The organism is Polynucleobacter bastaniensis (assembly GCF_018882205.1).
Taxonomy (GTDB): Bacteria; Pseudomonadota; Gammaproteobacteria; order Burkholderiales; family Burkholderiaceae; genus Polynucleobacter; species Polynucleobacter bastaniensis.
In genome coordinates, this window is sequence record NZ_JACVOU010000002.1 from 132,623 (window position 1) to 152,855 (window position 20,233).

Genomic DNA, 20,233 nt, shown 5'->3' on the forward strand with positions numbered 1-20,233 from the left:
TTTATGTTGTAGTGCAGCAATTTTCTATTGAAGTTGGTCAAGGAAAGTGGCAAAAGTTGTAGATACAATAAATTTTTAGTTAAAGGAATTTTCATGCCCATTATTGAGTCAGTATCAGTTGCTGCAGTAGCGGTGCCCCTAGATAAGGTCACCTCCTTTTCCACTCGAACGGTTTCGGAGCGGCACTATTGCCTGGTTAAAGTTCGAGGTAAGGATGGCAATGAGGGCATTGGATTTTGCTATGTCGGCAGTGCAGGTGGAGAGATTGCCAAGATTGCCGTGGAGCAATTGCTAGCCCCAAAACTGATTGGTCAAAATAGTCATCGTAGCGAAGGTCTTTGGATTGACATGTATAACGAGTCTATTCTGCAGGGGCGCGCTGGAGCAGTCATGCGCGGTATCTCCATTCTCGATACTGCACTTTGGGACTTAAATGCCCGTGCCGCGAAATTACCTCTTCACCAATACTTAGGATCAGTTGTAGATGATTGCGTCCCAGCTTATGCCAGCGGTGGCTACTACCTCGATGGTAAAACACCCACCATGTTAGGTAAGGAAATGGAGTCCTACGTAAAACAAGGCTTTAAAGCCGTCAAAATGAAAGTAGGTCGCCTCTCCCCAAGTGAAGAGGAGGCACGGGTCAAAGCTGCTCGTAAAGCCGTGGGTGAGGATGTTTTGCTTACCCTAGATGCCAATAATGCTTGGCGCGATCTGCCAACTGCACTTGAATACATTCGCCGCTTTGAGGCTTACAACCCCTATTGGATCGAAGAGCCATTTTCTCCGGATGCGATTGATTTGCATGCGGCCCTAGCCCGTCAAACTAAGATCAACGTGGCTACTGGTGAGATGGAGGCTGGACGCTGGCGTTTTAGGGAGCTCATTGAATCTGGTGGCGTCGCTATTTTGCAATCTGATGCGGCAGTCTGTGGCGGCATCACAGAGTGGCGTCGTATTTCTGCATATGCAGATTTAAAGGGTGTAATTGTTTGCCCGCATTGGATGCATGATCTACATGCTCCTTTAGTTGCAGCAACGCCAAATGCGCGTTTTGTAGAATTCTTCTTAGATGATCAGGTCTTAAACTTCCGTAGATTAATTAATAAACAGCTCACCTTCAAGAATGGTGATTTGATTTTGCATAAGACGCCAGGCTTAGGATTTGAGTTTGATGAAACTGCTATCAAAAAGTATGCCGGTAAGACTGCTTGGACGAAGATTATTTAATGTATTTAAATTCTCGGTAATAAAAAATCCCGCTCAAGAGGCAGGATTTTTTATGATCATGAACTACTTAAAAAGGTTCAGGTGGATTTGGGATTGAGTTTGTAGTGGGTAATCAGTTGGGTAACGAGTACCAAAGCAAATCCAATAAAACCAATGAGATCAGCCTCAGTAGAGGGGTAGGCTAAAGCCACCCCGGAGATCACCATGATGACGCGCTCAAAGACTTTGGTTTTTTCAATAAACCAACCCTGCAAGCCACCAGCTAAACAAATGATGCCAACTACGGCGGTAAATGAAATCCATGCAATCTGCGTCCAGTCAGCCTGTTCCAGAGCGCTAGTAGATCCCATCAGAAGCAAGCTCACGCCTGATTCATCGAGGACAAACATAAACGGCACTAAGATCGCTGGAGCGACATACTTCCATGTCTGTAGCGTTGTCTTGTAGGGATTGCCTTTGCAGATTGCCGCTGCAGCAAATGGAGATAAAGCTGTTGGGGGTGACACCTCTGAAAGTACTGCGTAGTAGAAGATGAACATGTGTGCGGCAAATGCAGGCACACCCAAGTTAATGAGTGCTGGCGCAGCGATCACAGCGCAAATAATATAAGAGGCGGTTACTGGTACCGCGAGGCCAACAATCCAGACAATCAATGCTGTAAATATGGCTGTTAGTAGTAATGAGCCTCCCGCATACTGAATCACGATGGAGCTAAATTTGAGACCTAGGCCAGTGAGGGTAACGGTGCCCACGATGAGGCCTGCACCCGCACAAGTTGATGCGATTGCCAATACACCTGTAGAGCCAGACGAGAGTGCCTTCGATAAACTGGAATTGTAAAGACCGGAGAGAATGGGTTCTTTACCCTTGAACCAGGCCCATGGAATGATCGCGGTATCTTCGCGCAACATGCTAGAAAACGCAGAAACAACGGTTGCCCAAAATACTGACATCACTGGCGAGAAGCCAAACATCATAAAAACTACAATAGAAATTAAAGAGAAAAAATGAAACCAATATTTTTTAGTTAACTGCCATGCGCTTTCTGCGGATGGGAAATGAATATTTTTCATACCGTACTTGCGTACGTCGATTTCAACCATGACAAACAAGCCAAGGTAGAACAGGATCGTAGGGATAGTTGCCATGAGCAACACATCTAAGTAGGAGATTTTGAGGAAGTCGGCAATCAGAAAGGCGGCCGCCCCCAATACGGGTGGTGAGATGATCGCACCAAGTCCGCCTGCAGCCAAAAGACCACCCGCAGCATTTTTCTCGTAACCTACTTTCTCAAGCATGGGCGCAGCTACAGAGCCGACCGTAACGGTAGTTGCTACGCCTGATCCTGACGGGCCACCCATCAGGAAGGAGGACAGGACAATCGTTCTACCCACCCCAGACGATTTACCGCCCATTGCTGCAAAAGAGAAGTCGATGAAGAATTTTCCCGCGCCTGTAAATTGTAAAAAAGCACCAAAGATGGTGAAAAGAATAATCAGGGTTGCAGAGACGTCGACTGCGGTGCCATAGATACCCTCAAGACTCATGTACATATAACCTACGAGTCGATCTAAGCCATAGCCTTTGTGAGTCCATGGGGCTGGAAGGTAGTTGCCAAAGAAGGCATACAGCAAGAAAAGTACTGTAACGGTGACAAGTACCATGCCATTGGTTCTTCTCACGCTCTCCAGAATGAGCAGTATGAGAGCGATACCAACCACGACATCAGTAGAATTTGGGTCGGTATTTCTGTCCATGAGATTATCGCCACCGGCAAGAATGTAATAGGCGATAGCAACTGAGCCTATGGCAAATAAAACATCCCAAAATTTCAACTGATTTTTAAAACGAGCAGCAATAGGAAAGCTCAAGAACACTAAAAATAAGACCAGGGCAACGTGAATCACTCTGAGCTGATGCGTCGGAACGATCGAATAGGCTGCATATAAATGAAATAAAGACATGCCTATTGCCACCAGCGTAATGAATATAGCTAGCAGACCTTTGTAGTCATTAGAGTCGCCCTCTTCTTGCTTAATGAAGGCATCTAATTTTTCTTGGGTTTCGTTATCAATTACATTTTGATTCATGTCTGTATCAGTCTATTTTTATATTTATGTACATCATTAAAGCAGAAGGGGTGAGATTAACTCACCCCGATATGGCTTAGTTTACTTTGATACCTTTTTCTTTAAAGTACTTTAATGCGCCTGGATGATAAGCAATCGGTGAAGCATTTGCTTTTTGATTCTCTAGCTTGATGTTTCTGTATTCAGCATGTGAGCGGACAAGTTCAAGCTGATTATCAAAAACAGCTTTAACAATTTTATATGCTTCTGCATCAGACATAGAGGCGTTCACAACTAAAAGATTGGCAACCGCTGCCACATTATTATCTTTTTCCATGCCACTATAAGTTTGCTTTGTAATTTTTTCTGGGAAGTAAAGGTTGCCATATTTTTTATTCATAGCGGGAACTTCGGCAGCACTATCTACCATGACAATTTTCATGCCTGGGCTATTGGCAAGATCTGTCACAGCTGCCGTTGGTAAGCCACCAACCCAGAAGAAAGCATCAATTTTGCGATCTTTAACAGCATTGACTGACTCTGCAACACTCAAACGCTCACGCTTGACATCTTTATCTTTATCAAGGCCAGAAGCCTCGAGTAAACGAAACGCCATCACTTCAGTTGCGCTACCAGGTGAGCCGGTACTTACACGCTTACCTTTTAAATCTTTCATAGTTTTAATGCCGGTTGACTCTACTGTGACAACGTGCATTTGGTTTGGATAGAGAATGAGTAAATTTCGCAAATCTATTGGCTTGCCCTTGAATTTATCTTCACCGTCTTTAGCATCTTTAGCGGCATCAGCCATTGAGAAGCCAACGTAAGATTTACCGGTGCCAACGAGTTTTAAGTTATCAACTGAGCCACCTGTAACCTCTGCAGTTGCTGACATTCCTGGTACATGCTTGGATAAGACTGAGGCTAGGCCTCCGCCCATTGGATAGTAAACGCCACCAGTACCGCCGGTTGCGATAGAAATGTTTTGCGCTTGTGCAGTACCAAACAACATCGTGATAGATACGGCAATTATTTTTAGAAGTTTCATTTTTGTCTCCTGTTTTGTATTTATTAAATTAAAGGCCTGGCATGCTGAAATTCATCTTTTGTAGCTCACCCAATAACTTTGCTTGCTGATCTGTGCTCAGTTGCATGAGTGGTGGGCGTACCCGAAGCCACTCTGAATCCTTGCTGTAATGTGCAACTGCAGTTTTCATGCCAGCAATCATTTGATATTGAGCAAATGTAGAGCGTACCTGATCTAAAGCAGTCTGCTGTTGATCTGCATCAGCATCTTTCCAATGGGCTGCTAATTGAGCAATAGCTTTAGGGTTTACGTTAGCTGTAGCAGAGATACAACCAACACCACCAGCGTGCAAAGTACGCATGAGAAAGACTTCACTACCAGCATAAACGCGGAAACCTGAGGGCGCCAATAGTTTAATAACGGATTCTGTATAAGCCCAATCACCGGAGCTATCTTTCATGCCAACGATTGTTTTTGGATAGGCTTTTGCAAGGCGCTCTAAAAGAGAGAGGCTCAAATTAATCTTGGTAACTGGTGGAATGTTGTAGATGTAAATTTGTAAACCAGCATCACCCACTTTTTGAATGACTTCTGAATAAAAGGCAAACAAACCATCGTCTGTGACATCTTTGTAATAGAACGGGGGCAACATCAACACGCCGGCACATTTGTGTTGAACGGCATGACGGGTCATTGTGACGGTGGCATCAATCGAAGTGGCGCCAGTGCCAGGCATCATATGGGCGGGATTCAGGCCGCCTTGAATGAGTGCTGTTAGCGCCTCCATTTTTTGTGGGGCTGAAATGGAATTGGCTTCTGAATTGGTGCCGAAGATTGCTTGGCCAACACCATTGGCTTCGAGCCATTGGCATTGCTTGAGTAATTTTTGTGTATCTGGACTACCGTCAGCTTTAAACGGAGTCAATACAGGTGAGAGCACCGCAGGCAGTGTTGAGGGGTGTAAGGTGATTGTCATACATGCTCCGTTTTAATTTTTTACTTCAGTCAGAAGTGGTCTTTTATTATAGAAAGCTTCTAAGTTGTCTATTGCTAAATTTGTCATCAATTGCCGCGTTTCGGAGGTTGCACTGCCAATATGCGGAGTTAATAGAACATTATCGAGATTTAAGAACTCTGGGTTTGGATTGGGTTCATTTTCAAATACGTCAAGTGCTGCCCCGGCAATCCATTTTTGCTGCAGTGCAACTAAAAGTGCAGTCTCATCCACTACGCTACCACGAGCAATATTGATCAGATAACCCTGTGGGCCTAGGGCCTTTAGGACTTCAGCATTGATCATTTTTTCTGTTTCTGGGGTGGCAGGGCAAGCCAGAAAAAGGACGTCAGACGCCTTCGCTAAAAATTGGATATCAGGAAAGTACTCGTAAGGCAGATCTTTTTGGGTTGGGCCGGTGTAAGCCAAATTCACCTTAAACGGCTCTAAGCGTTTTGCCAGATCTTGTCCAATGCGACCCATTCCTGCAATCCCGACCTGCTTGCCAGCAAGCGTTGTGGTAACGGTAAATAGACCCTTGGACCAGGCAGCGCTTTTAACAAACTCATGCGCTTGAGGGATGCGACGTAATAAACCAAAGAGCATGCCAATCGCCAGCTCGCAAACCGCATCATTTAAAACGCCTGGGGTATTGCTGGCCTTGATTCCATGAGCCTTTAGGTAATTGAGTGGAAGATTGTCATAACCTACACCACAAGTAGCTACCATCTTTACAGTGGGGAGTTTCTCAAGTAATTGGGCGGGTAGCTGGGTGTTTGAGCGAATCAAAATACTCTCAAAAGAGCCTGGTGGTAGATTGGCATTGAGGTCAGGAAAGCGAACCGGGCTAATGCGCCGGTCAACTGCCGCCTGCATTACCTCAGGAAATTGTCCGACCTGCAGCACTGAATTGACTGGGATCATGTCTCACTTACTTTTTTATTGGAATAATGAAGGCATTGTAAGAGGATTTTGATCCTTATCTTGCCCCCGAAGGAGAAATTGAGATGTTATTTACCCCGTCTGAAACTAAGGTCGTCATCGTTGGTGGCGGCACTATGGGTGCTGATGTAGCCGCGGTTTGTGCACGCGGGGGTTGTGCGGTTCAGGTAATGGAGCCTACTACCGAGCGTCGTGCACTTTTACCGGATTACTTTGCCAACACGATGATCGATCTTGGGTATGAGCATCGCTTACATTTACTTTCAACAGCTAGTTCCTTAGAGGAAATAGATTGGTCGGAAATCGATTTGGTGATTGAGTGCGTACCTGAACGCTTAGATATCAAGCAAGAGTTATTTGCCAAACTAGAGCAATATGCAAAACCAGAAGCAGTTTTAGCAAGTAACAGCACCAGCTTTCCAATTAGCGATATTTCAGCGGGACTCAAAACAGCGGCACGAATGATTGGCTTACATTTCTTCATGCCTGCACATCTCGTGCCTTGCGTGGAAGTGGTCTACGGTGCAAAGACTTCGCCGATGGTGGGCGAAAGCCTGTCTCGTTTGATGACGGCTTGCGGCATGGTTCCCGTTACCGTGAAGAAAGATTTACCAGGCTTCCTGGCAAATCGCTTACAGCACGCCTTATCGCGCGAAGCTTTCGCGATGGTCGACGCTGGCATTGCCAGCCTAGAAGATATCGATAAAGCCGTACGTTTTGGCTTTGGTTTTCGTTATATCGCTGCAGGACCTGCAATGCAGAGAGACCATGCTGGACTCGATGTGCATGGTGCCGGCGGTGCAACGATTTATCCGACTCTCAATAACTCCCCTGATATTGCCAAATGCTTAAGTGATCGCATCGCTAGTGGCAAGCTAGGCATGAAAACCGGTGAAGGTTTTTATTCTTGGACTGCAGAGACCATGAAGGCAGAGCGAGAGCGCTATCAGGAGGCCTTGCGCGAAGGCCTGAAGATTATTCAAAAAGATTTGCCTCAGATTGACTAAGTTAGATCCTTAAGATTGAGTTTTCTGAGTTGAGGTGCAAGCTTGTAGGTCAGCAAGACAACTAGCAAGGTTGCAGCTCCACCAAATACGATGGATGGAATAAGTCCCATCAGACTGGCTGCAATTCCAGATTCCAGTGCGCCCAATTCATTGGAAGAGCCAATAAATATCCCATTGATCGCACTGATCCTGCCCCTCATCTGATCTGGGGTAGTCAATTGCATAATGCTGCCACGGATGACTACCGAGATAGAGTCAAAGCAACCAGAGATAAATAAGAAGAGTGCACACAGCCAAAGATTGTTAGAAAGCCCAAAGGCAATAATGGCAATTCCAAAGCCGCCGACTGATAACAATAAATGTCTTCCAGAATCTTCAAGCAAGGGTCGACGCGCTAAGTAAAGACCGGTGATCACAGCCCCAGCCGCTGGCGCTGCCCTCAGAATTCCCAGGGTTTCAGGACCAGCATTGAGAACCTCTTTCACAAAGGCGGGGAGTATCGATACTGCGCCACCGAACAGTACAGCAAACATGTCGAGCAACATAATGCTGACAATCAAATCGTGTTTTCGGACGTAATGAAAACCTTCCAAAAAGCTTTTTAAGAAGTCATTGCTCATGCCTTCTGATTTTTCATGTTTGATGCGAATGAAGCTCACTCCATAAAGGCCGATAGCACCACTCAATGCAGCTAGCGCATAAGTCCACTCCAGCCCAGCAAATCCAATCATGAGCCCGCCTAAACCCGGCCCAGTTACCACGCAAATCTGAAATGCAGAGGATGCATAAGCGGTATAGCGCGGCATTTGATCTCGGGGAATAATTTGTCCAAAGATGGCCTGATAAGAAGGGCGCAATAGTGCACGAGCTAAGCCTAAAAAAGCGACCGCTAAATAAATCAAGGGAACGGGCGGCGCCAACCAACCTAGTGCAATTGCAACTAGAAATAAGGCAACGCCAATATGGAAGGTGCAGGCAATCGCAGCGATCCATTTTCGAGAATGGCGATCTACTGCATGCCCAGCATAGAGGGCTAATGCAAGGTAGGGGATGAGTTCTGCAAGACCAATCAAGCCGAGGGAAATGACGCTATTGGTAATCTCATAGATATGCCAACCTACTGCAACCATCATGATTTGATAGCTCAGGGTTGCGCCTATACGGTAGAGCAGCAGAGTTTTAAAGGCTTGGCTAGTTTTCATGAATTTTTCTTATTCTAAAGGGGGTAGTGATTTATGCTTTAGATATGAAAAAAACCATCCGTGTCTGGGATTTGCCAATTCGACTGTTTCATTGGCTTTTGGTAGTCGGCATTATTCTGAGTTTTGTCACTGTCAAGATCGGTGGTAATGCCATGAGTTGGCATGCGCTTTCTGGCTACTGCGTGCTCAGCTTGATTGTCTTCAGAATCCTGTGGGGGTTTGTCGGCTCTTACCATGCACGCTTTATTCATTTTGTACCTAGCCCAAAAGGCTTAATACATTTCTTAATGGGTAAGGCCAAAGCAGGGCTTGGGCACAATCCCTTAGGCGCTTTATCTGTTCTGGCTTTACTTTTTTCAGTTAGTCTTCAAGCAGCAACGGGTCTGTTTGCAAATGACGATATTGCCTTCGAAGGACCTTTTGCAAAATATATTTCCAGTGGAACAGTTGAACTACTCACTTCGATCCATCGTCAGAATCAAATAGTCTTAATTATTTTGATTGCACTGCATCTGTGCGCAATCCTGTATTACCAAAAATTCAAAGGTGAGAATTTAATCAAGCCCATGTTGGTGGGCGATAAAGAAATTGACCCAAGCAAAACAGAAATCAATCTCTCTGCTGACTTGGGTCATGCTTCCAAGGATGGAAGTTGGCAAAGAGGCTTTGCGTTATTACTACTCAGCCTCATTGCGGTAACTCTGGGCTACTTCATTACCAACTGATTACTTTTTCTTAAAGTCATCATGACAATTTTTGCAGGTAGCACCAGCTGCACCAAAAGCTTTTTTGATTGCCTCTTGATCGCCTGACTGCGCAGCAGTATTGAGGCTAGCAACAGCCAACTGCATTTTTTCTCCAGCTGCTTTAAATTTAGCGTTATCTGACCATACGACTGGAAGTGCATTGCCGCCTTCAGTGCCTGGACCAAAAGCCTGCCATGGCAATGTCGAGATCATGGCAACAACCGCCGCGTTCTTTGCTACTTCATCTTTATTAAATGGTACCTCGCCTTTAACAACCGCACCAATTTTTCCAAAGGAATTGGCCATCACAGTAAAAGCACTTTGACGATATTTGATAGCGTCTTCTGGTTTTTTAAATTGCGCATAAGCAATGCCTGTTCCAGCGACTAGTGCGGGGGCAATGGCGGCCAAAATTACCTGTTTTAGTTTCATAATTAAGCTCCAGTAAGGTCAGTGGGTTACTGCTGATGAATTCGAATTTTGAGAATACTTCAGAAAAGCATTTGCAGGGGCAGTGTGACAAAGTAAACAACACTCTTAAAAAAGGATGTCAAGGGCTCCATCCAAAAACTACCAATGACGCCTGTAAAGACGAGGGCCAGGACAATAAAGAATCCGTAAGGCTCTAGTTTTCCAAAGGCGATGGATTGTCGTGCTGGCAATAAGCTCGCCAAAATACGACCACCGTCTAGTGGGGGTAGCGGGAAGAGGTTAAACACCAGCAAGACTAAATTCCAGGTGATCCCTGCTTGAGCCATTGCTAAGAGGAATCGCTCATTCACGTCAAAACCAAAGAGAATAATCAGGAAGATGGCCCAAATGAGGGCTTGGATGAAATTAGAGCCTGGGCCAGCTAAGGCTACCCAGATAGAGTCAATTCGGGGGTTACGTAGACGCCCAAAATTGACTGGTACTGGCTTGGCATAGCCTACTAAAAAGGGGGATCCACTTAAAATCAACAGCAGGGGGATCAGTATCGTCCCCACCGGGTCTATATGTTTAATGGGGTTGAGGGTGACTCTACCAAGCATATAAGCGGTATTGTCACCAAATTGACGGGCTACATAGCCATGGGCAGCCTCATGAATGGTGATGGCAAAAATCAAAGGAATCGCATTAATGGCAACGGCTTGGATAGAATAGTCAGTAATCATGACGATATGATATCCATAGGAGCTAAAAGTGACTGACGATAAAAAACCTGAATCAAAGACCCCCGCTAAGCCCAAAGCAGCTAAGCCAGCAGCCCGTCCACCAGCCCCAAAAGGTCCATCTGGTCCTGGCGGCAGGCCTCAGGCAGGCTTTGGGGGTGGAAAAGCCATGATGCGCAAGGCTGGCCGCGGCCGATAGTGGATAATTGCACTATCAAATAATCTGTTTAATAGGGTTTAGCATGAACGAATGGCATAAAGAGTCGAAAGAAGAAGTGAATAAGAAAATCATCACCTTGATCGTGATGTTGGCAGCGGCTACTAGCTTGGCTATTTTGTTTGCATTGGTTGCGGCTCATACTGGCTACGTATTCGGCTAATTTGTATTAATGACTAGCCATCGCCAACCTGCAGTATTTGCTGGTCATGGCAGTCCGATGTACGCCATTGAGCCCAATCGCTATACAGCTGCTTGGGTCAATTTGGGTAAATCACTTAAACGCCCAGATGCCATCTTGGTCATTTCGGCCCATTGGGTAACCCGCGGAGTGTGGGTTACAGCAATGACCAAACCTAAAACCATTCATGACTTTGGTGGATTTCCACAAGCCCTGTTTGATATTCAATATCCAGTGCCCGGTAGTCCAGCGCTCGCAGACCGCGTAAAAGAATTATTGGATGTCCCGGTAGTGCTTGAAGAGAACGAGTGGGGTATTGATCATGGGGCATGGTCTGTTCTGACATACCTTTATCCAAATGCAGATGTACCAGTAGTGCAACTGAGTCTAGATGGCTCCATGTCTGCGACTGAGCACTATGAGCTTGCTAAAAAATTACGACCTTTGCGTGACGAGAATATCTTGATTCTAGCTAGCGGTAATGTTGTGCATAACTTGCGTACCATTCATTGGGAGGACAATGCAACACCTTATCCATGGGCCATGAAGTTCAATGATTTTTTTGTTTCTGAGATGCATGCAAATCATCACAACAATTTAATTCATTGGGAACAGTGCGGTGATGCTGCGCATTTATCTATTCCGACTCCTGAGCACTATTGGCCAGCTTTATATACGCTTGCTCTACAAGAGCAAGGTGAGGCTCCTAAGGTGCTAATTGATGGAGTGGAAATGGGCTCTATTAGCATGCTCACTTTTTCAATCCAATAAATATCGAATATGTGGCTATCTATTTTTGCAATTTTTTTTGGCGCTGGTCTTGGCGCTTTACTAAGAGCGGGCTTTAATCTCGTCACAGTCAGTGTTACCTCAACCCTTCCATTGGGTACTTTTATTTCTAATATGGTTGGCGGATATTTCATCGGCATTGCCGTAGCTTTTTTTGGTAATAACCAAAGCCTCTCCCCTGAATGGAAGCTATTCGTTATTACGGGATTTTTGGGAGGCCTCACCACCTTCTCCAGCTTCTCTGCTGAAGTGGTTGGTTTTATGCAGCGTGGCGAAGTGAGTTGGGCGCTAGGTACTGCGCTCTTACATTTAGCTGGCTCACTCTGCTTAACCTTTTTGGGTATTCTGACTTACCAGGCGCTGAAGTAAGAGTGCATATCTAGCTTACTCGGGCTTAATATTTCCAGCCTTGACTACAGCACTCCATTTTGCAGCTTCTGATTTAATGAGGGCTGCAAAATCGGCAGGGCTACCACCACCAATTTCATTTCCTTGGGAGAGCATTAACTCTCTGAGTTGTGGATCTTTAAGCGCTTCATTAGCCGCCTTATTTAATGTGTCGATAATGGCTTTAGGTGTACCAGCAGGCGCAATAAATCCTTGCCAATTAAGTACTTCAACTTTAGGGTAAGACAGTTCTGCAAAACTAGGTACGTTTGGAAAGAGTGGCGACCTCTTTTTGCTGGTGATAGCAATGGCACGTAATTTATCTGCTCTGATATTGGGAACTGCAGAGTACATCTGATCAAACATCATATCAACGTTACCTGCCATCAAATCAGTCAGTGCAGCAGAGCCACTTTTGTAAGGTACATGAATCATTTGGATGCCAGCATTTTGCATAAACAGCTCGGCTGAGAGTTGATGGCTGCCACCGATTCCTCCTGAAGAGAATGTCAGAGTTCCGGGTTTTGCTTTAGCTGCTGTAACAATATCTTGAATGGTTTTGTATGGCGAATTTGGATTGACTACCAGAATTAGCGGACCCTTTTCTATCAGGATGATGGGAGTAAGCGCAGTTTCTGGGTCATACTTTAAATTTCCAAAAAGCGTTTTGTTTACCGCCATTGGTGCAAAGTTTCCCATGCCAAAGGTGTAGCCATCCGGAGCAGATCTTGCGATAAACTCAGTACCAATATTTCCGCCAGCACCTGGTTTGTTATCAACTACAATCGCTTGCTTGAGAATGACACTCATTTTCTGGGCCAGTTGCCTACTCCGAGAATCTGCACTGCCGCCTGCACCATAAGGCACTATTAAGTTAATGGATTTGCTAGGGTAGCTATTTTGAGCCTGCGAAGTCAGTGCCAATGAGAGCGCTGCGCCGGAAATAGTCATTCTCAGAAGTGAAGTCAGTTTCATATCAATCCCATTGTTCCAAGGGCTGCGCCCAGTGCAATTAAATATAGAGGGTGCCAGCGGGTAAAGACTGTCAAGCCAATAGTTAGTAGAGTCAATCCATAAGCAGCATAGCTACGATTGATTTGCAATGCAATCTGCCACGCAGAAGAAAGCACTAAGCCAATTGCCAGTGCGGCAGCAGCGTACTGAATCGCCTTCTTTTTTTGTTCGTCATTCATACTCAGGATCAGCCTTTGTACAAAGTAGACCAAAATAGATGATGGCCAGGCAATAGCAAAGGTGGCCAGTAGGGCTCCTAGGACTCCTCCAACATGCCAGCCGATCAGAGTGACTGTCATAAAATTTGGGCCGGGAGCAGCTTGAGCAATCGCAAAGTAATCAGCAAAAGTTTGTAGGTCGATCCACCGTTCTTGATAAACCGATAGCTCCAAGAGGCTAGGAAGTAATGCATTGATTCCACCAAAGGCAATCAGAGAAAAAGCAGAAAGCTTTAAGAATAGACTGAAGAGTATGCCCATTACTTGCGAGCTTTCTTGAATGCTAAAAGCAAGGCAAGCGGTGATACAAGAAGAACAACCCAGCCAAGGCCTAGATGGAAGTAGCTTGCGGCTGTCACAGTCAGGGCTACGACTAAAAGCATTGCAGGATATTGAAACTCATCACGCAACATTTTGATGCCGGTGGAAGCAATTAATCCCACGCCCACTGCAGAGATGCCTCTGAGTAGGCCTTGAACGCTTTCTAAATTACTGTAATGCTGATACAAGACTGCTAGCAACATCACAATGCAGATTGGTCCAAGAGTTAGGCCAAGCGCTGCAGCAAAGGCGCCCTTAGCGCCACAAAGACGCGAACCAATGCAGACAGCCAGATTGAGAATATTGGGCCCTGGAACAATCTGACATATTCCAAGAATGGCGCTGAACTCTTCTGAACTGAGTACCTTGTCTTGTTCTACCAGAGTGCGACGAGCCCAAGGCAGCACCCCACCAAAACCAGACATACCGATCTTGCTAAAGGTAATAAATAATTCTGTTGGAGTAAGTGTTTTCAAAAGCGTTAAGGCTGGTATGGGTGGGGCACTGGTTTTTGATCCAACCATGCTTCCAGAGTTTCAGTAATCCCTTGAGAGAACATTTTGAATACAGGCTCCGCGATAAAGCCTAGGTGGGGAGTTGCTAATAAATTTGGGGTGCTACGTAAGGGATCATTCGATGGCAATGGTTCAATATCAAATACGTCAACAGCAGCTTGGCCGGGGCAACCTTTTTTGAGAGCGGCGCATAAGTCGGACATATTAATCAATGCAGAGCGCGAGGTGTTGACCAGAAGGGAATCTGGGCGCATTAAGGCGAGTTGATCAGCGCTGATGAGGCCTTTAGTTCCTGGGCCTGCTACTAAGTGCATAGTAACTACTTTTGATGTGCGTAGTAATTCATCGAGACTGACGGAACTTGCATTTTCAAGTGCGGCGCGCTCTGGAGTCATGTTAGGACTCCAGGTAACAATCTCCATGCCGAATGCCTTGCCAACGCGAGCAACAGCGCTGCCAATGGCGCCAAGACCAAGAACGCCCAAGCGCTCACCGGAGAGCATGGGTAGAACGGAGAGTTCATCGCGCCAGCCACCAGTGCTCACGAGATTATTTTGGCGAACCAATTGTTTTGAAGCGCCCAAAATTAATGCCCAGGTTAACTCGGCAGTAGTCTCTTTTGAAGGGCCACCTGGCGTGCAGGCGATCGGAATATTGCGAGAAAGAAGGGCGGCGCTATCTAGCGTGCCATTTCGCTTACCTGTGAACATCAATAATTTGAGCTTTGGCAGCCTTGCAATCATGGCTTCGTTAAAGGGGGAGCGGTCACGTACGATCGCAATGACATCCGCATCTTTGACTGCCTCATACAAGGCCTCATCTCGCAATGGCTCATGATGAATTGTGAGATTTGAATTTTGCTCTATCCGATCCCATTGAGAGAAGCGACGCAGGGCGCGCTCGTAATCTCCGAGGATGACGATATTCGGTAGTTTGGCCATGATGACTAGTTTCTTCTTTAAGGTGGGTTAGTCGGGAGTACAAAGACTCAATATCTTCTTGAGATCGGGTGCGCTTCCTAGATTCCATAATGCTGCAATAAGTTGAGCAGTTTTTTCTTTGCCAATCACTGGCTCAGTCAAGCTAGTGAACTTTTGCTCTAAATTAGTGTCGCTCATTGGATTCTCAACAGACCCAATTGCATTTTTAACGAAGATGTGGACTTCTCTTCCATCCTTCAGAATCGCTTTGACGTCCACCGATGCTTCGCTAATAGAGGTATCAGTTGTGGCGTTTACTTTTGCGCGTAAGGCAACTACATCAGGACGATTGACAATATCGTCGGCATATTCACCTTCACCTGCTTGACCGAAAATTAAGCCAACGGCACAACCATGGTAGACACTGAATTTACCTTCTAGACCATCTTTAGGTGTTTTCTTGCCAGTTAATTCAAGAACGAGTGGGTGGACGCGTAGTTCAATACGTTCCACTTCCTCTGCTTTAACCCCCTGTGCTTTGAGTTGTGCACACGCATCAATGGCAGGGTGGATCACAATTCCACAAGCGAATGGCTTGTAGGTATTCAACGAAATCTCAAATGATTTACCAAGTTCTCGATCAATCTCTGACCAGTCACATTTAGTTGAAACGGTTTGCATATAGCCACGACCCGCTTCTAAAGCTTTAGGACTAGCAGTAAAGCCATGCTTTGCTAATAGAGCAGAGAGTTGTCCTGCGCGTGCAGCACCGCCTGGGTGAAAGGGTTTTGTCATCGTGCCAAATTGCTCGCGCATACCCACCGGCTGTGATGCTGCGATGCCCAATGCCATAGTGGTTTTCTGGAGATCTAGCCCCATTAGACGTGAGCAAGCTGCAGCAGAGCCCAGCATGCCCGTAGAGCCAGTGATATGCCAGCCACGATGGTAGTGGTCTGGATACATAGCATTACCAACACGGCAAGCAACATCAATCCCTAAAACGAGTGAATCCATTATTTGACGACCTGTGACATTGGTATGTTCACCTAAAGCGAGGATGGCAGAAGCAACAGGTCCTGCAGGGTGTATCACCGTTTTGAGATGCGTGTCATCAAAGTCAAAGGTATGCGAGCTAATGCCATTGATGAGCGCTGCGCCACCCATGTCAACGCGATCCTTTCGGCCAAGAATACTCGCCTGAGGTGCTGGTTGAAATTCGCGGATAGCAGCCAATGAGGATTCAACGCTCTCGTGATTAGCTGCGCCAATTGCGCATCCAAGCCAATTTAAAAAGGTGCGATGCGCCTCATGGTCCACCTCAGCACTCCAGCCTTGACTGGCGTGTGAAGTAACAAACTCAGCCAATATTTTAGTGACTGGTGGCGCATCGAGATCGGCTGCTGCTTGGATAGCGTGGGACATGTTGTTTCCTATTTCTGTAAGTATTGAATTTAGTGAGAGTGAGTAACTTAGTAACTGAATTTATTCCAACTCAATATTGCGTTGTTTGGCAACCTTAGTCCAGCGTGCAATATCTTCTTTAATGTAGCTTTCAAATTGTTGCGGAGACATTGGCATCAGCGTCATTGCTTCATTTGCCATTTGTTCAGCAAATTCTGGTGCGGCCAATACCTTATTTAATTCGACATTGAGTTTTTTAACAATATGGTCAGGTAGGTTTGCCGGTCCTGAGACTCCATACCACTGTTGACCATCAAAGCCGTTGTAACCTAGCTCCTTAAAGGTTGGGATGCTAGGATCTGCTGTACTTCGTTTTTGACCAGTTACTGCCAAAGCCCTGACGCGATTCGATTTCAAATACGGCATAGCGGCATACAGCGTTGGCAGCATGACCTGTGTTTGTCCGGCTAGTAGGTCAGTAAAGGCAGGGCCTATACCTCGGTAAGGTATATGCACCATAAAGATGTTGGAAGCAAGCTTGAACTGCTCTACGCCAAGATGGGTAAGTGTTCCGGGTCCCGCTGAGCCATAACTGATTTTCGCTGGATTTTTTTTGGCGTACTCAATAAATTCTTTCAAGTTTTTTACTGGTAAGTCGGGGTTGATGATCAGGGTATTGGGGGTAGCACCAATCATGCCGATTGGTGTGAAATCTTTGATAGCGTCGTAGGGTAATTTGCGAACAGCTGGGTTTGTGCCATGGGTTGCAACATAGGAGATCATGAGGGTATAACCATCAGGACTTGCTTTTGAAGCTGTCTGTGCAGCAATTGTTCCACCACCACCACCGATGTTCTCGACCACAATGGGTTGCCCTAGATTTTTAGATAATCGTTCGGCCACCTTGCGCGCAAGATTATCTAGACCGCCTCCTGCTGCTACTGGAGCAATTAACTTAATTGGCTTGTTGGGGTAGCTCTGTGTTGATTGCGCTGCAGCATTGAAAGTCGCTACTAAGCTCATGCTGGAAAAAATTAGGGCAGATAAAAAAATCGGCATTTGCCGATGGAGGGTATTAGACATGTCTCGAGCCCAGATATTTTTTTAGATTAAGCTTCTTTTATAAATGAATTTTACTATTGATATAGAAATACTTTTTAAAAAGGAAGCACCGTGATTTTAGAGCACTGCGATATAGAAATTGACCCAACTAAGGGCGCTGAGTTTGAGGAGGCCATTTTGCGTGGCGTCAATACCGTCATTGGCAAAGCTAAAGGATTTCGTGGATTCAAGGTGAATCACAGCATTGAAAGTCCTGCCCGTTATTTATTGCTGATTTACTGGGATACCTTGGAGAACCATACAGTCGACTTTAGAGGATCTGCTGCATTTGCTGATTGGCGAGCCATTGTTGGCCCATTCTTTGCAAAACTTCCTTTTGTTGAGCACATGACTTTGGTGGGTAAGTCAGGCTAATACCCTTGGCATCTACGCGCTTTGTTTTTTTCGGATTGAGCGCTCAAGTGGGATGGTGTCTAGGTTAGGTTCTAGCGCCTCCCGTTCATCAAATACAAAGCAGGTGCCGGTGTAGTGTGCGGAGCCAACCTCTTCAAAGTACTTGAGTATGCCGCCCTCTAGCTGATAACTGTTTTGCATCCCGATCTCACGCATGTAGAGCCCAGATTTTTCACAGCGAATTCCGCCGGTACAAAAGCTCACTAAAGTTTTATCCGCTAACTCATCTTTATGAGCTGAAATTGCATCTGGAAATTCTGTAAATTTCTCGATATTAAAATGCAGTGCATTTTCAAAAGTCCCATACTCAACTTCAAAAGCATTACGTGTGTCCACCATGACTACTGGGCGTCCTAAATCATCTGTACCGCGATCAAGCCACTCTTGTAATTTTTTTGGTGTGATGAAGTTTGCGCGACCCTCTTCTGGACGAATCGCTGGGTGATTCATTCGAATGATTTCATTCTTAATTTTGACCAGCATCTTCTTGAAGGGCTGCGTTTCGGACCAGCTATCTTTGGTTTGAAGGGGTGCAAAGCGCGGATCCTGGCGCAAGTAATTTAGAAAGCCACGTAATTTGGGTTCGCTGCCAGCTAAGAACATATTGATACCCTCACCAGTCAAGAGAATGGTGCCCTTTAACTCGCTAGAATTACACTCATCTAGGATCTTGGCGCGTAGCTCAATTAAATTGTCAAGACTGACGAATAAGTAGGCGGCCACGTTCAAAATTGGTTTCATAGGTAATCTCATCTTGCTCCGACATCTATTATCAAACAAGCGGCGAGGATGGGTGGTAATCTTGCAGTCTTAATAGAGGGAGATGATGCATGCCGATTTACTTGAAAATAACTAAAAAAGCCCTTTTATTTGGCTTATTTATGATGTTCGCTGCTTCTTTTGCTAGCGCTCAAACTGCGGGTGTAGGCGCTTGGCCTACCCAAAAACCGATTCGCCTGATTGCTGTTTTCCCGCCAGGTGGCTCTGTGGATCAAGTGGCGCGTACCTTGGCTCCGGCTTTGCAGGCAGAATTGAAGCAAAACGTGATTGTTGAAAATATTGGCGGGGCATCTGGTGTGATCGGCACTGCTGCGATGACTAGGTCAGATCCTGATGGTTACACCTTCGCAGTGGTTTTTGACACGCACGGTGTCAATCCAATCCTTAAAGATAAGCTCCCGTACGACACGATTAAAGATATTGCGCCTGTGACCTTAATTGGTACTTCACCGATGGTATTGGTCGCGAGTAAGAATTCTGGGATCACCAGCTTTAAGCAGTTGGTAGACCAGTCTAAGGCTGGCAAACAATTTAGCTATGGATCTATTGGCATTGGTAGTTTGGGTCATTTAGCTATGGCGCGTTTGGCTAAGCAAGCAGGCTTTGATTGGAATCACGTTCCATACCGTGGTGGAGGCCCATTGATGCAAGATGTTCTGGGTGGCCAAGTTCAATTAGCTGTTGGTTCAGAATTCCTAGTCAAGCCCCATGTTGATAGTGGCGGTGTTATTCCCTTAGTCATCACTACCGCTAAAAGATCCCCTGAGTTACCGAATGTGCCAACGATTGCTGAAAGTGGTTTCCCTGGATTTAATGCGCCAGCATGGTGGGCAGTTTTGGCTCCAGGAAAAACTCCACCTGCAATTGTGAATGCCATGAATATAGCTGTTACCAAAGCATTAAAAACACCTGCCGTATCAGAGAAACTGAAGTCTCAAGGGATTCAAATTGTGGCAGGCAACCCAGAAACTTTACGTGACTTTATCGGCAAGCAAATTGCGGTATGGGGCAAGTTTGTGATTGAAAACAATATTAAAGAAACACAATAAGGAATGGATATGAGTGAACGTTTAATTCCTTATCAGCCGATGGACTTGGCTGAGCCTGCTGAGTTGGTGGCAGCTATTCGTAAAAGACGTGGTGGTCAGTTCATTAATTTGGATCGTATGCTTTTACATAGCACCCCTATCGCCGAGGGATGGAATCATTTTGTGGGCGAGATCCGTAATAACCTTTCCTTAGATCCGAAGCTGCGTGAGCTTGCGATGTGCGGGGTGGCTGTTCTTAATGGCGCTGAATATGAGTTTTTTCACCATGCCCCGCCGTTTATCAAGGCAGGTGGTACTGAAGAGCAAGTTCAAGCACTGCGTTTAATTGGCCAGCCAAGTTTTCCTAGCACCTTATTCTCTGCTGTAGAGAATGATGCTGTAGCACTCACGTTTCAGATGACGCGCAATATTCAGGTGGATAGCGCTCTGATGAAGCGTTTGCAGGCTACTTTGGGTAATACCGATACTGTTGAGCTTGTCACTGTAGTGGCAGCTTACAACATGGTCTCTCGGTTTTTGATCGCCTTAGATGTCAATCCCGAGGAACACCCTCCTGAGTAA

The 20,233-nt window shown here is 45.8% G+C and carries 24 protein-coding genes; 10 read left to right on the plus strand and 14 right to left on the minus strand.

Annotated features, from left to right (window positions below; translation table 11 throughout):
• The first annotated feature begins 93 nt into the window (after positions 1-93).
• The gene (locus tag ICN22_RS03770; protein WP_216168961.1) at positions 94-1,227 is read left to right on the plus strand and encodes a mandelate racemase/muconate lactonizing enzyme family protein; all 1,134 of its coding nucleotides are present in this window, start codon (positions 94-96) and stop codon (positions 1,225-1,227) included.
• 77 nt (positions 1,228-1,304) lie between these two features.
• Here ICN22_RS03770 and ICN22_RS03775 read toward each other — a convergent pair whose 3' ends face one another.
• From ICN22_RS03775 to ICN22_RS03790, 4 genes are all read right to left on the minus strand, one after another.
• Positions 1,305-3,317, minus strand: a complete 2,013-nt coding sequence (locus ICN22_RS03775) for a TRAP transporter permease (protein WP_216168962.1) — start codon at positions 3,315-3,317, stop codon at positions 1,305-1,307.
• A gap of 76 nt (positions 3,318-3,393) precedes the next feature.
• A complete protein-coding gene (locus ICN22_RS03780; RefSeq protein ID WP_216168963.1) occupies positions 3,394-4,344 on the minus strand; it encodes a TAXI family TRAP transporter solute-binding subunit in 951 nt (316 codons plus the stop codon).
• 28 nt (positions 4,345-4,372) lie between these two features.
• The gene (locus ICN22_RS03785) at positions 4,373-5,299 is read right to left on the minus strand and encodes a dihydrodipicolinate synthase family protein (protein WP_216168964.1); all 927 of its coding nucleotides are present in this window, start codon (positions 5,297-5,299) and stop codon (positions 4,373-4,375) included.
• A gap of 12 nt (positions 5,300-5,311) precedes the next feature.
• Positions 5,312-6,241 (minus strand): 2-hydroxyacid dehydrogenase, encoded by a 930-nt coding sequence (locus ICN22_RS03790; RefSeq protein WP_216168965.1) that lies wholly within the window; start codon positions 6,239-6,241, stop codon positions 5,312-5,314.
• Between the two features lie 83 nt (positions 6,242-6,324).
• Here ICN22_RS03790 and ICN22_RS03795 point away from each other — a divergent pair, with 83 nt between their 5' ends.
• Positions 6,325-7,266: a 3-hydroxyacyl-CoA dehydrogenase family protein gene (locus ICN22_RS03795; protein ID WP_216168966.1), complete on the plus strand. Its 942-nt coding sequence runs from the start codon at positions 6,325-6,327 to the stop codon at positions 7,264-7,266.
• Here ICN22_RS03795 and ICN22_RS03800 read toward each other — a convergent pair.
• Positions 7,263-8,468, minus strand: a complete 1,206-nt coding sequence (locus ICN22_RS03800; RefSeq protein WP_216168967.1) for an MFS transporter — start codon at positions 8,466-8,468, stop codon at positions 7,263-7,265. The genes ICN22_RS03795 and ICN22_RS03800 overlap by 4 nt on opposite strands.
• A gap of 44 nt (positions 8,469-8,512) precedes the next feature.
• Here ICN22_RS03800 and ICN22_RS03805 point away from each other — a divergent pair, with 44 nt between their 5' ends.
• The gene (locus ICN22_RS03805) at positions 8,513-9,193 is read left to right on the plus strand and encodes a cytochrome b/b6 domain-containing protein (protein ID WP_216168968.1); all 681 of its coding nucleotides are present in this window, start codon (positions 8,513-8,515) and stop codon (positions 9,191-9,193) included.
• On the opposite strand, the gene ICN22_RS03810 is transcribed toward ICN22_RS03805, so the two are convergent.
• Together ICN22_RS03810 and ICN22_RS03815 are read right to left on the minus strand one after the other, a co-directional pair.
• Positions 9,194-9,646 (minus strand): c-type cytochrome, encoded by a 453-nt coding sequence (locus ICN22_RS03810; RefSeq protein WP_216168969.1) that lies wholly within the window; start codon positions 9,644-9,646, stop codon positions 9,194-9,196.
• 59 nt (positions 9,647-9,705) lie between these two features.
• Positions 9,706-10,368: a site-2 protease family protein gene (locus tag ICN22_RS03815; protein WP_216168970.1), complete on the minus strand. Its 663-nt coding sequence runs from the start codon at positions 10,366-10,368 to the stop codon at positions 9,706-9,708.
• 28 nt (positions 10,369-10,396) lie between these two features.
• Here ICN22_RS03815 and ICN22_RS03820 point away from each other — a divergent pair, with 28 nt between their 5' ends.
• The 4 genes from ICN22_RS03820 to crcB are packed head-to-tail and all read left to right on the plus strand — an operon-like array spanning position 10,397 to position 11,921.
• Complete coding sequence (locus ICN22_RS03820) at positions 10,397-10,564, plus strand: hypothetical protein (RefSeq protein WP_216168971.1); 168 nt, start codon at positions 10,397-10,399, stop codon at positions 10,562-10,564.
• Between the two features lie 43 nt (positions 10,565-10,607).
• On the plus strand, positions 10,608-10,745 hold the full coding sequence (locus ICN22_RS03825; RefSeq protein ID WP_170217005.1) for a hypothetical protein: 138 nt from the start codon (positions 10,608-10,610) through the stop codon (positions 10,743-10,745).
• Positions 10,746-10,754: 9 nt separating this feature from the next.
• Positions 10,755-11,534, plus strand: a complete 780-nt coding sequence (gene ygiD / locus ICN22_RS03830; RefSeq protein ID WP_216168972.1) for a 4,5-DOPA-extradiol-dioxygenase — start codon at positions 10,755-10,757, stop codon at positions 11,532-11,534.
• 9 nt (positions 11,535-11,543) lie between these two features.
• Positions 11,544-11,921 (plus strand): fluoride efflux transporter CrcB, encoded by a 378-nt coding sequence (crcB, locus tag ICN22_RS03835; RefSeq protein WP_216168973.1) that lies wholly within the window; start codon positions 11,544-11,546, stop codon positions 11,919-11,921.
• Between the two features lie 15 nt (positions 11,922-11,936).
• Here the strand turns inward: crcB and ICN22_RS03840 are convergent, their stop codons facing one another.
• Genes ICN22_RS03840 through ICN22_RS03865 form a run of 6 tightly spaced genes read right to left on the minus strand, consistent with a single transcriptional unit; the run spans position 11,937 to position 17,411 of the window.
• Positions 11,937-12,914 (minus strand): Bug family tripartite tricarboxylate transporter substrate binding protein, encoded by a 978-nt coding sequence (locus tag ICN22_RS03840; protein ID WP_216168974.1) that lies wholly within the window; start codon positions 12,912-12,914, stop codon positions 11,937-11,939.
• On the minus strand, positions 12,911-13,432 hold the full coding sequence (locus ICN22_RS03845; RefSeq protein WP_216863477.1) for a chromate transporter: 522 nt from the start codon (positions 13,430-13,432) through the stop codon (positions 12,911-12,913). Before ICN22_RS03845 ends, ICN22_RS03840 begins: the two co-directional genes overlap by 4 nt.
• A complete protein-coding gene (locus tag ICN22_RS03850) occupies positions 13,432-13,968 on the minus strand; it encodes a chromate transporter (protein ID WP_216168975.1) in 537 nt (178 codons plus the stop codon). Before ICN22_RS03850 ends, ICN22_RS03845 begins: the two co-directional genes overlap by 1 nt.
• Before the next feature lie 5 nt (positions 13,969-13,973).
• Entirely contained in the window at positions 13,974-14,948 is a 975-nt protein-coding gene (locus tag ICN22_RS03855) for a D-2-hydroxyacid dehydrogenase family protein (RefSeq protein WP_216168976.1), read from the minus strand.
• A gap of 27 nt (positions 14,949-14,975) precedes the next feature.
• On the minus strand, positions 14,976-16,349 hold the full coding sequence (locus tag ICN22_RS03860; protein ID WP_216168977.1) for an MmgE/PrpD family protein: 1,374 nt from the start codon (positions 16,347-16,349) through the stop codon (positions 14,976-14,978).
• A 60-nt stretch (positions 16,350-16,409) separates the two neighbouring features.
• Complete coding sequence (locus ICN22_RS03865; protein WP_216168978.1) at positions 16,410-17,411, minus strand: Bug family tripartite tricarboxylate transporter substrate binding protein; 1,002 nt, start codon at positions 17,409-17,411, stop codon at positions 16,410-16,412.
• A gap of 90 nt (positions 17,412-17,501) precedes the next feature.
• Here ICN22_RS03865 and ICN22_RS03870 point away from each other — a divergent pair, with 90 nt between their 5' ends.
• Positions 17,502-17,804, plus strand: coding sequence for an antibiotic biosynthesis monooxygenase family protein (locus tag ICN22_RS03870; RefSeq protein ID WP_216168979.1), 303 nt, complete (start codon positions 17,502-17,504; stop codon positions 17,802-17,804).
• Positions 17,805-17,816: 12 nt separating this feature from the next.
• Here ICN22_RS03870 and ICN22_RS03875 read toward each other — a convergent pair whose 3' ends face one another.
• A complete protein-coding gene (locus ICN22_RS03875; protein WP_216168980.1) occupies positions 17,817-18,584 on the minus strand; it encodes a sulfurtransferase in 768 nt (255 codons plus the stop codon).
• 89 nt (positions 18,585-18,673) lie between these two features.
• Between ICN22_RS03875 and ICN22_RS03880 the strand changes: the two genes are divergently transcribed.
• Both ICN22_RS03880 and ICN22_RS03885 read left to right on the plus strand, forming a co-directional pair.
• Positions 18,674-19,672 carry a tripartite tricarboxylate transporter substrate binding protein gene (locus ICN22_RS03880; RefSeq protein WP_216168981.1) on the plus strand — a complete coding sequence of 333 codons (999 nt, stop codon included), beginning with the start codon at positions 18,674-18,676 and terminating at the stop codon, positions 19,670-19,672.
• 9 nt (positions 19,673-19,681) lie between these two features.
• Positions 19,682-20,233, plus strand: coding sequence for a carboxymuconolactone decarboxylase family protein (locus ICN22_RS03885; RefSeq protein ID WP_216168982.1), 552 nt, complete (start codon positions 19,682-19,684; stop codon positions 20,231-20,233).

Bases quoted from the DNA above. Each gene is read 5' to 3' on its own strand.
- crcB (WP_216168973.1), top strand. From the start codon at position 11,544: ATGTGGCTATCTATTTTTGCAATTTTTTTTGGCGCTGGTCTTGGCGCT.
- ICN22_RS03800 (WP_216168967.1), bottom strand. From the start codon at position 8,468: ATGAAAACTAGCCAAGCCTTTAAAACTCTGCTGCTCTACCGTATAGGC.
- ICN22_RS03825 (WP_170217005.1), top strand. From the start codon at position 10,608: ATGAACGAATGGCATAAAGAGTCGAAAGAAGAAGTGAATAAGAAAATC.
- ICN22_RS03875 (WP_216168980.1), bottom strand. From the start codon at position 18,584: ATGAAACCAATTTTGAACGTGGCCGCCTACTTATTCGTCAGTCTTGAC.
- ICN22_RS03805 (WP_216168968.1), top strand. From the start codon at position 8,513: ATGAAAAAAACCATCCGTGTCTGGGATTTGCCAATTCGACTGTTTCAT.
- ICN22_RS03810 (WP_216168969.1), bottom strand. From the start codon at position 9,646: ATGAAACTAAAACAGGTAATTTTGGCCGCCATTGCCCCCGCACTAGTC.
- ICN22_RS03845 (WP_216863477.1), bottom strand. From the start codon at position 13,432: ATGGGCATACTCTTCAGTCTATTCTTAAAGCTTTCTGCTTTTTCTCTG.
- ICN22_RS03785 (WP_216168964.1), bottom strand. From the start codon at position 5,299: ATGACAATCACCTTACACCCCTCAACACTGCCTGCGGTGCTCTCACCT.
- ICN22_RS03770 (WP_216168961.1), top strand. From the start codon at position 94: ATGCCCATTATTGAGTCAGTATCAGTTGCTGCAGTAGCGGTGCCCCTA.
- ICN22_RS03795 (WP_216168966.1), top strand. From the start codon at position 6,325: ATGTTATTTACCCCGTCTGAAACTAAGGTCGTCATCGTTGGTGGCGGC.
- ICN22_RS03840 (WP_216168974.1), bottom strand. From the start codon at position 12,914: ATGAAACTGACTTCACTTCTGAGAATGACTATTTCCGGCGCAGCGCTC.
- ygiD (WP_216168972.1), top strand. From the start codon at position 10,755: ATGACTAGCCATCGCCAACCTGCAGTATTTGCTGGTCATGGCAGTCCG.
- ICN22_RS03790 (WP_216168965.1), bottom strand. From the start codon at position 6,241: ATGATCCCAGTCAATTCAGTGCTGCAGGTCGGACAATTTCCTGAGGTA.
- ICN22_RS03885 (WP_216168982.1), top strand. From the start codon at position 19,682: ATGAGTGAACGTTTAATTCCTTATCAGCCGATGGACTTGGCTGAGCCT.
- ICN22_RS03775 (WP_216168962.1), bottom strand. From the start codon at position 3,317: ATGAATCAAAATGTAATTGATAACGAAACCCAAGAAAAATTAGATGCC.
- ICN22_RS03780 (WP_216168963.1), bottom strand. From the start codon at position 4,344: ATGAAACTTCTAAAAATAATTGCCGTATCTATCACGATGTTGTTTGGT.
- ICN22_RS03855 (WP_216168976.1), bottom strand. From the start codon at position 14,948: ATGGCCAAACTACCGAATATCGTCATCCTCGGAGATTACGAGCGCGCC.
- ICN22_RS03815 (WP_216168970.1), bottom strand. From the start codon at position 10,368: ATGATTACTGACTATTCTATCCAAGCCGTTGCCATTAATGCGATTCCT.
- ICN22_RS03860 (WP_216168977.1), bottom strand. From the start codon at position 16,349: ATGTCCCACGCTATCCAAGCAGCAGCCGATCTCGATGCGCCACCAGTC.
- ICN22_RS03880 (WP_216168981.1), top strand. From the start codon at position 18,674: ATGCCGATTTACTTGAAAATAACTAAAAAAGCCCTTTTATTTGGCTTA.
- ICN22_RS03865 (WP_216168978.1), bottom strand. From the start codon at position 17,411: ATGTCTAATACCCTCCATCGGCAAATGCCGATTTTTTTATCTGCCCTA.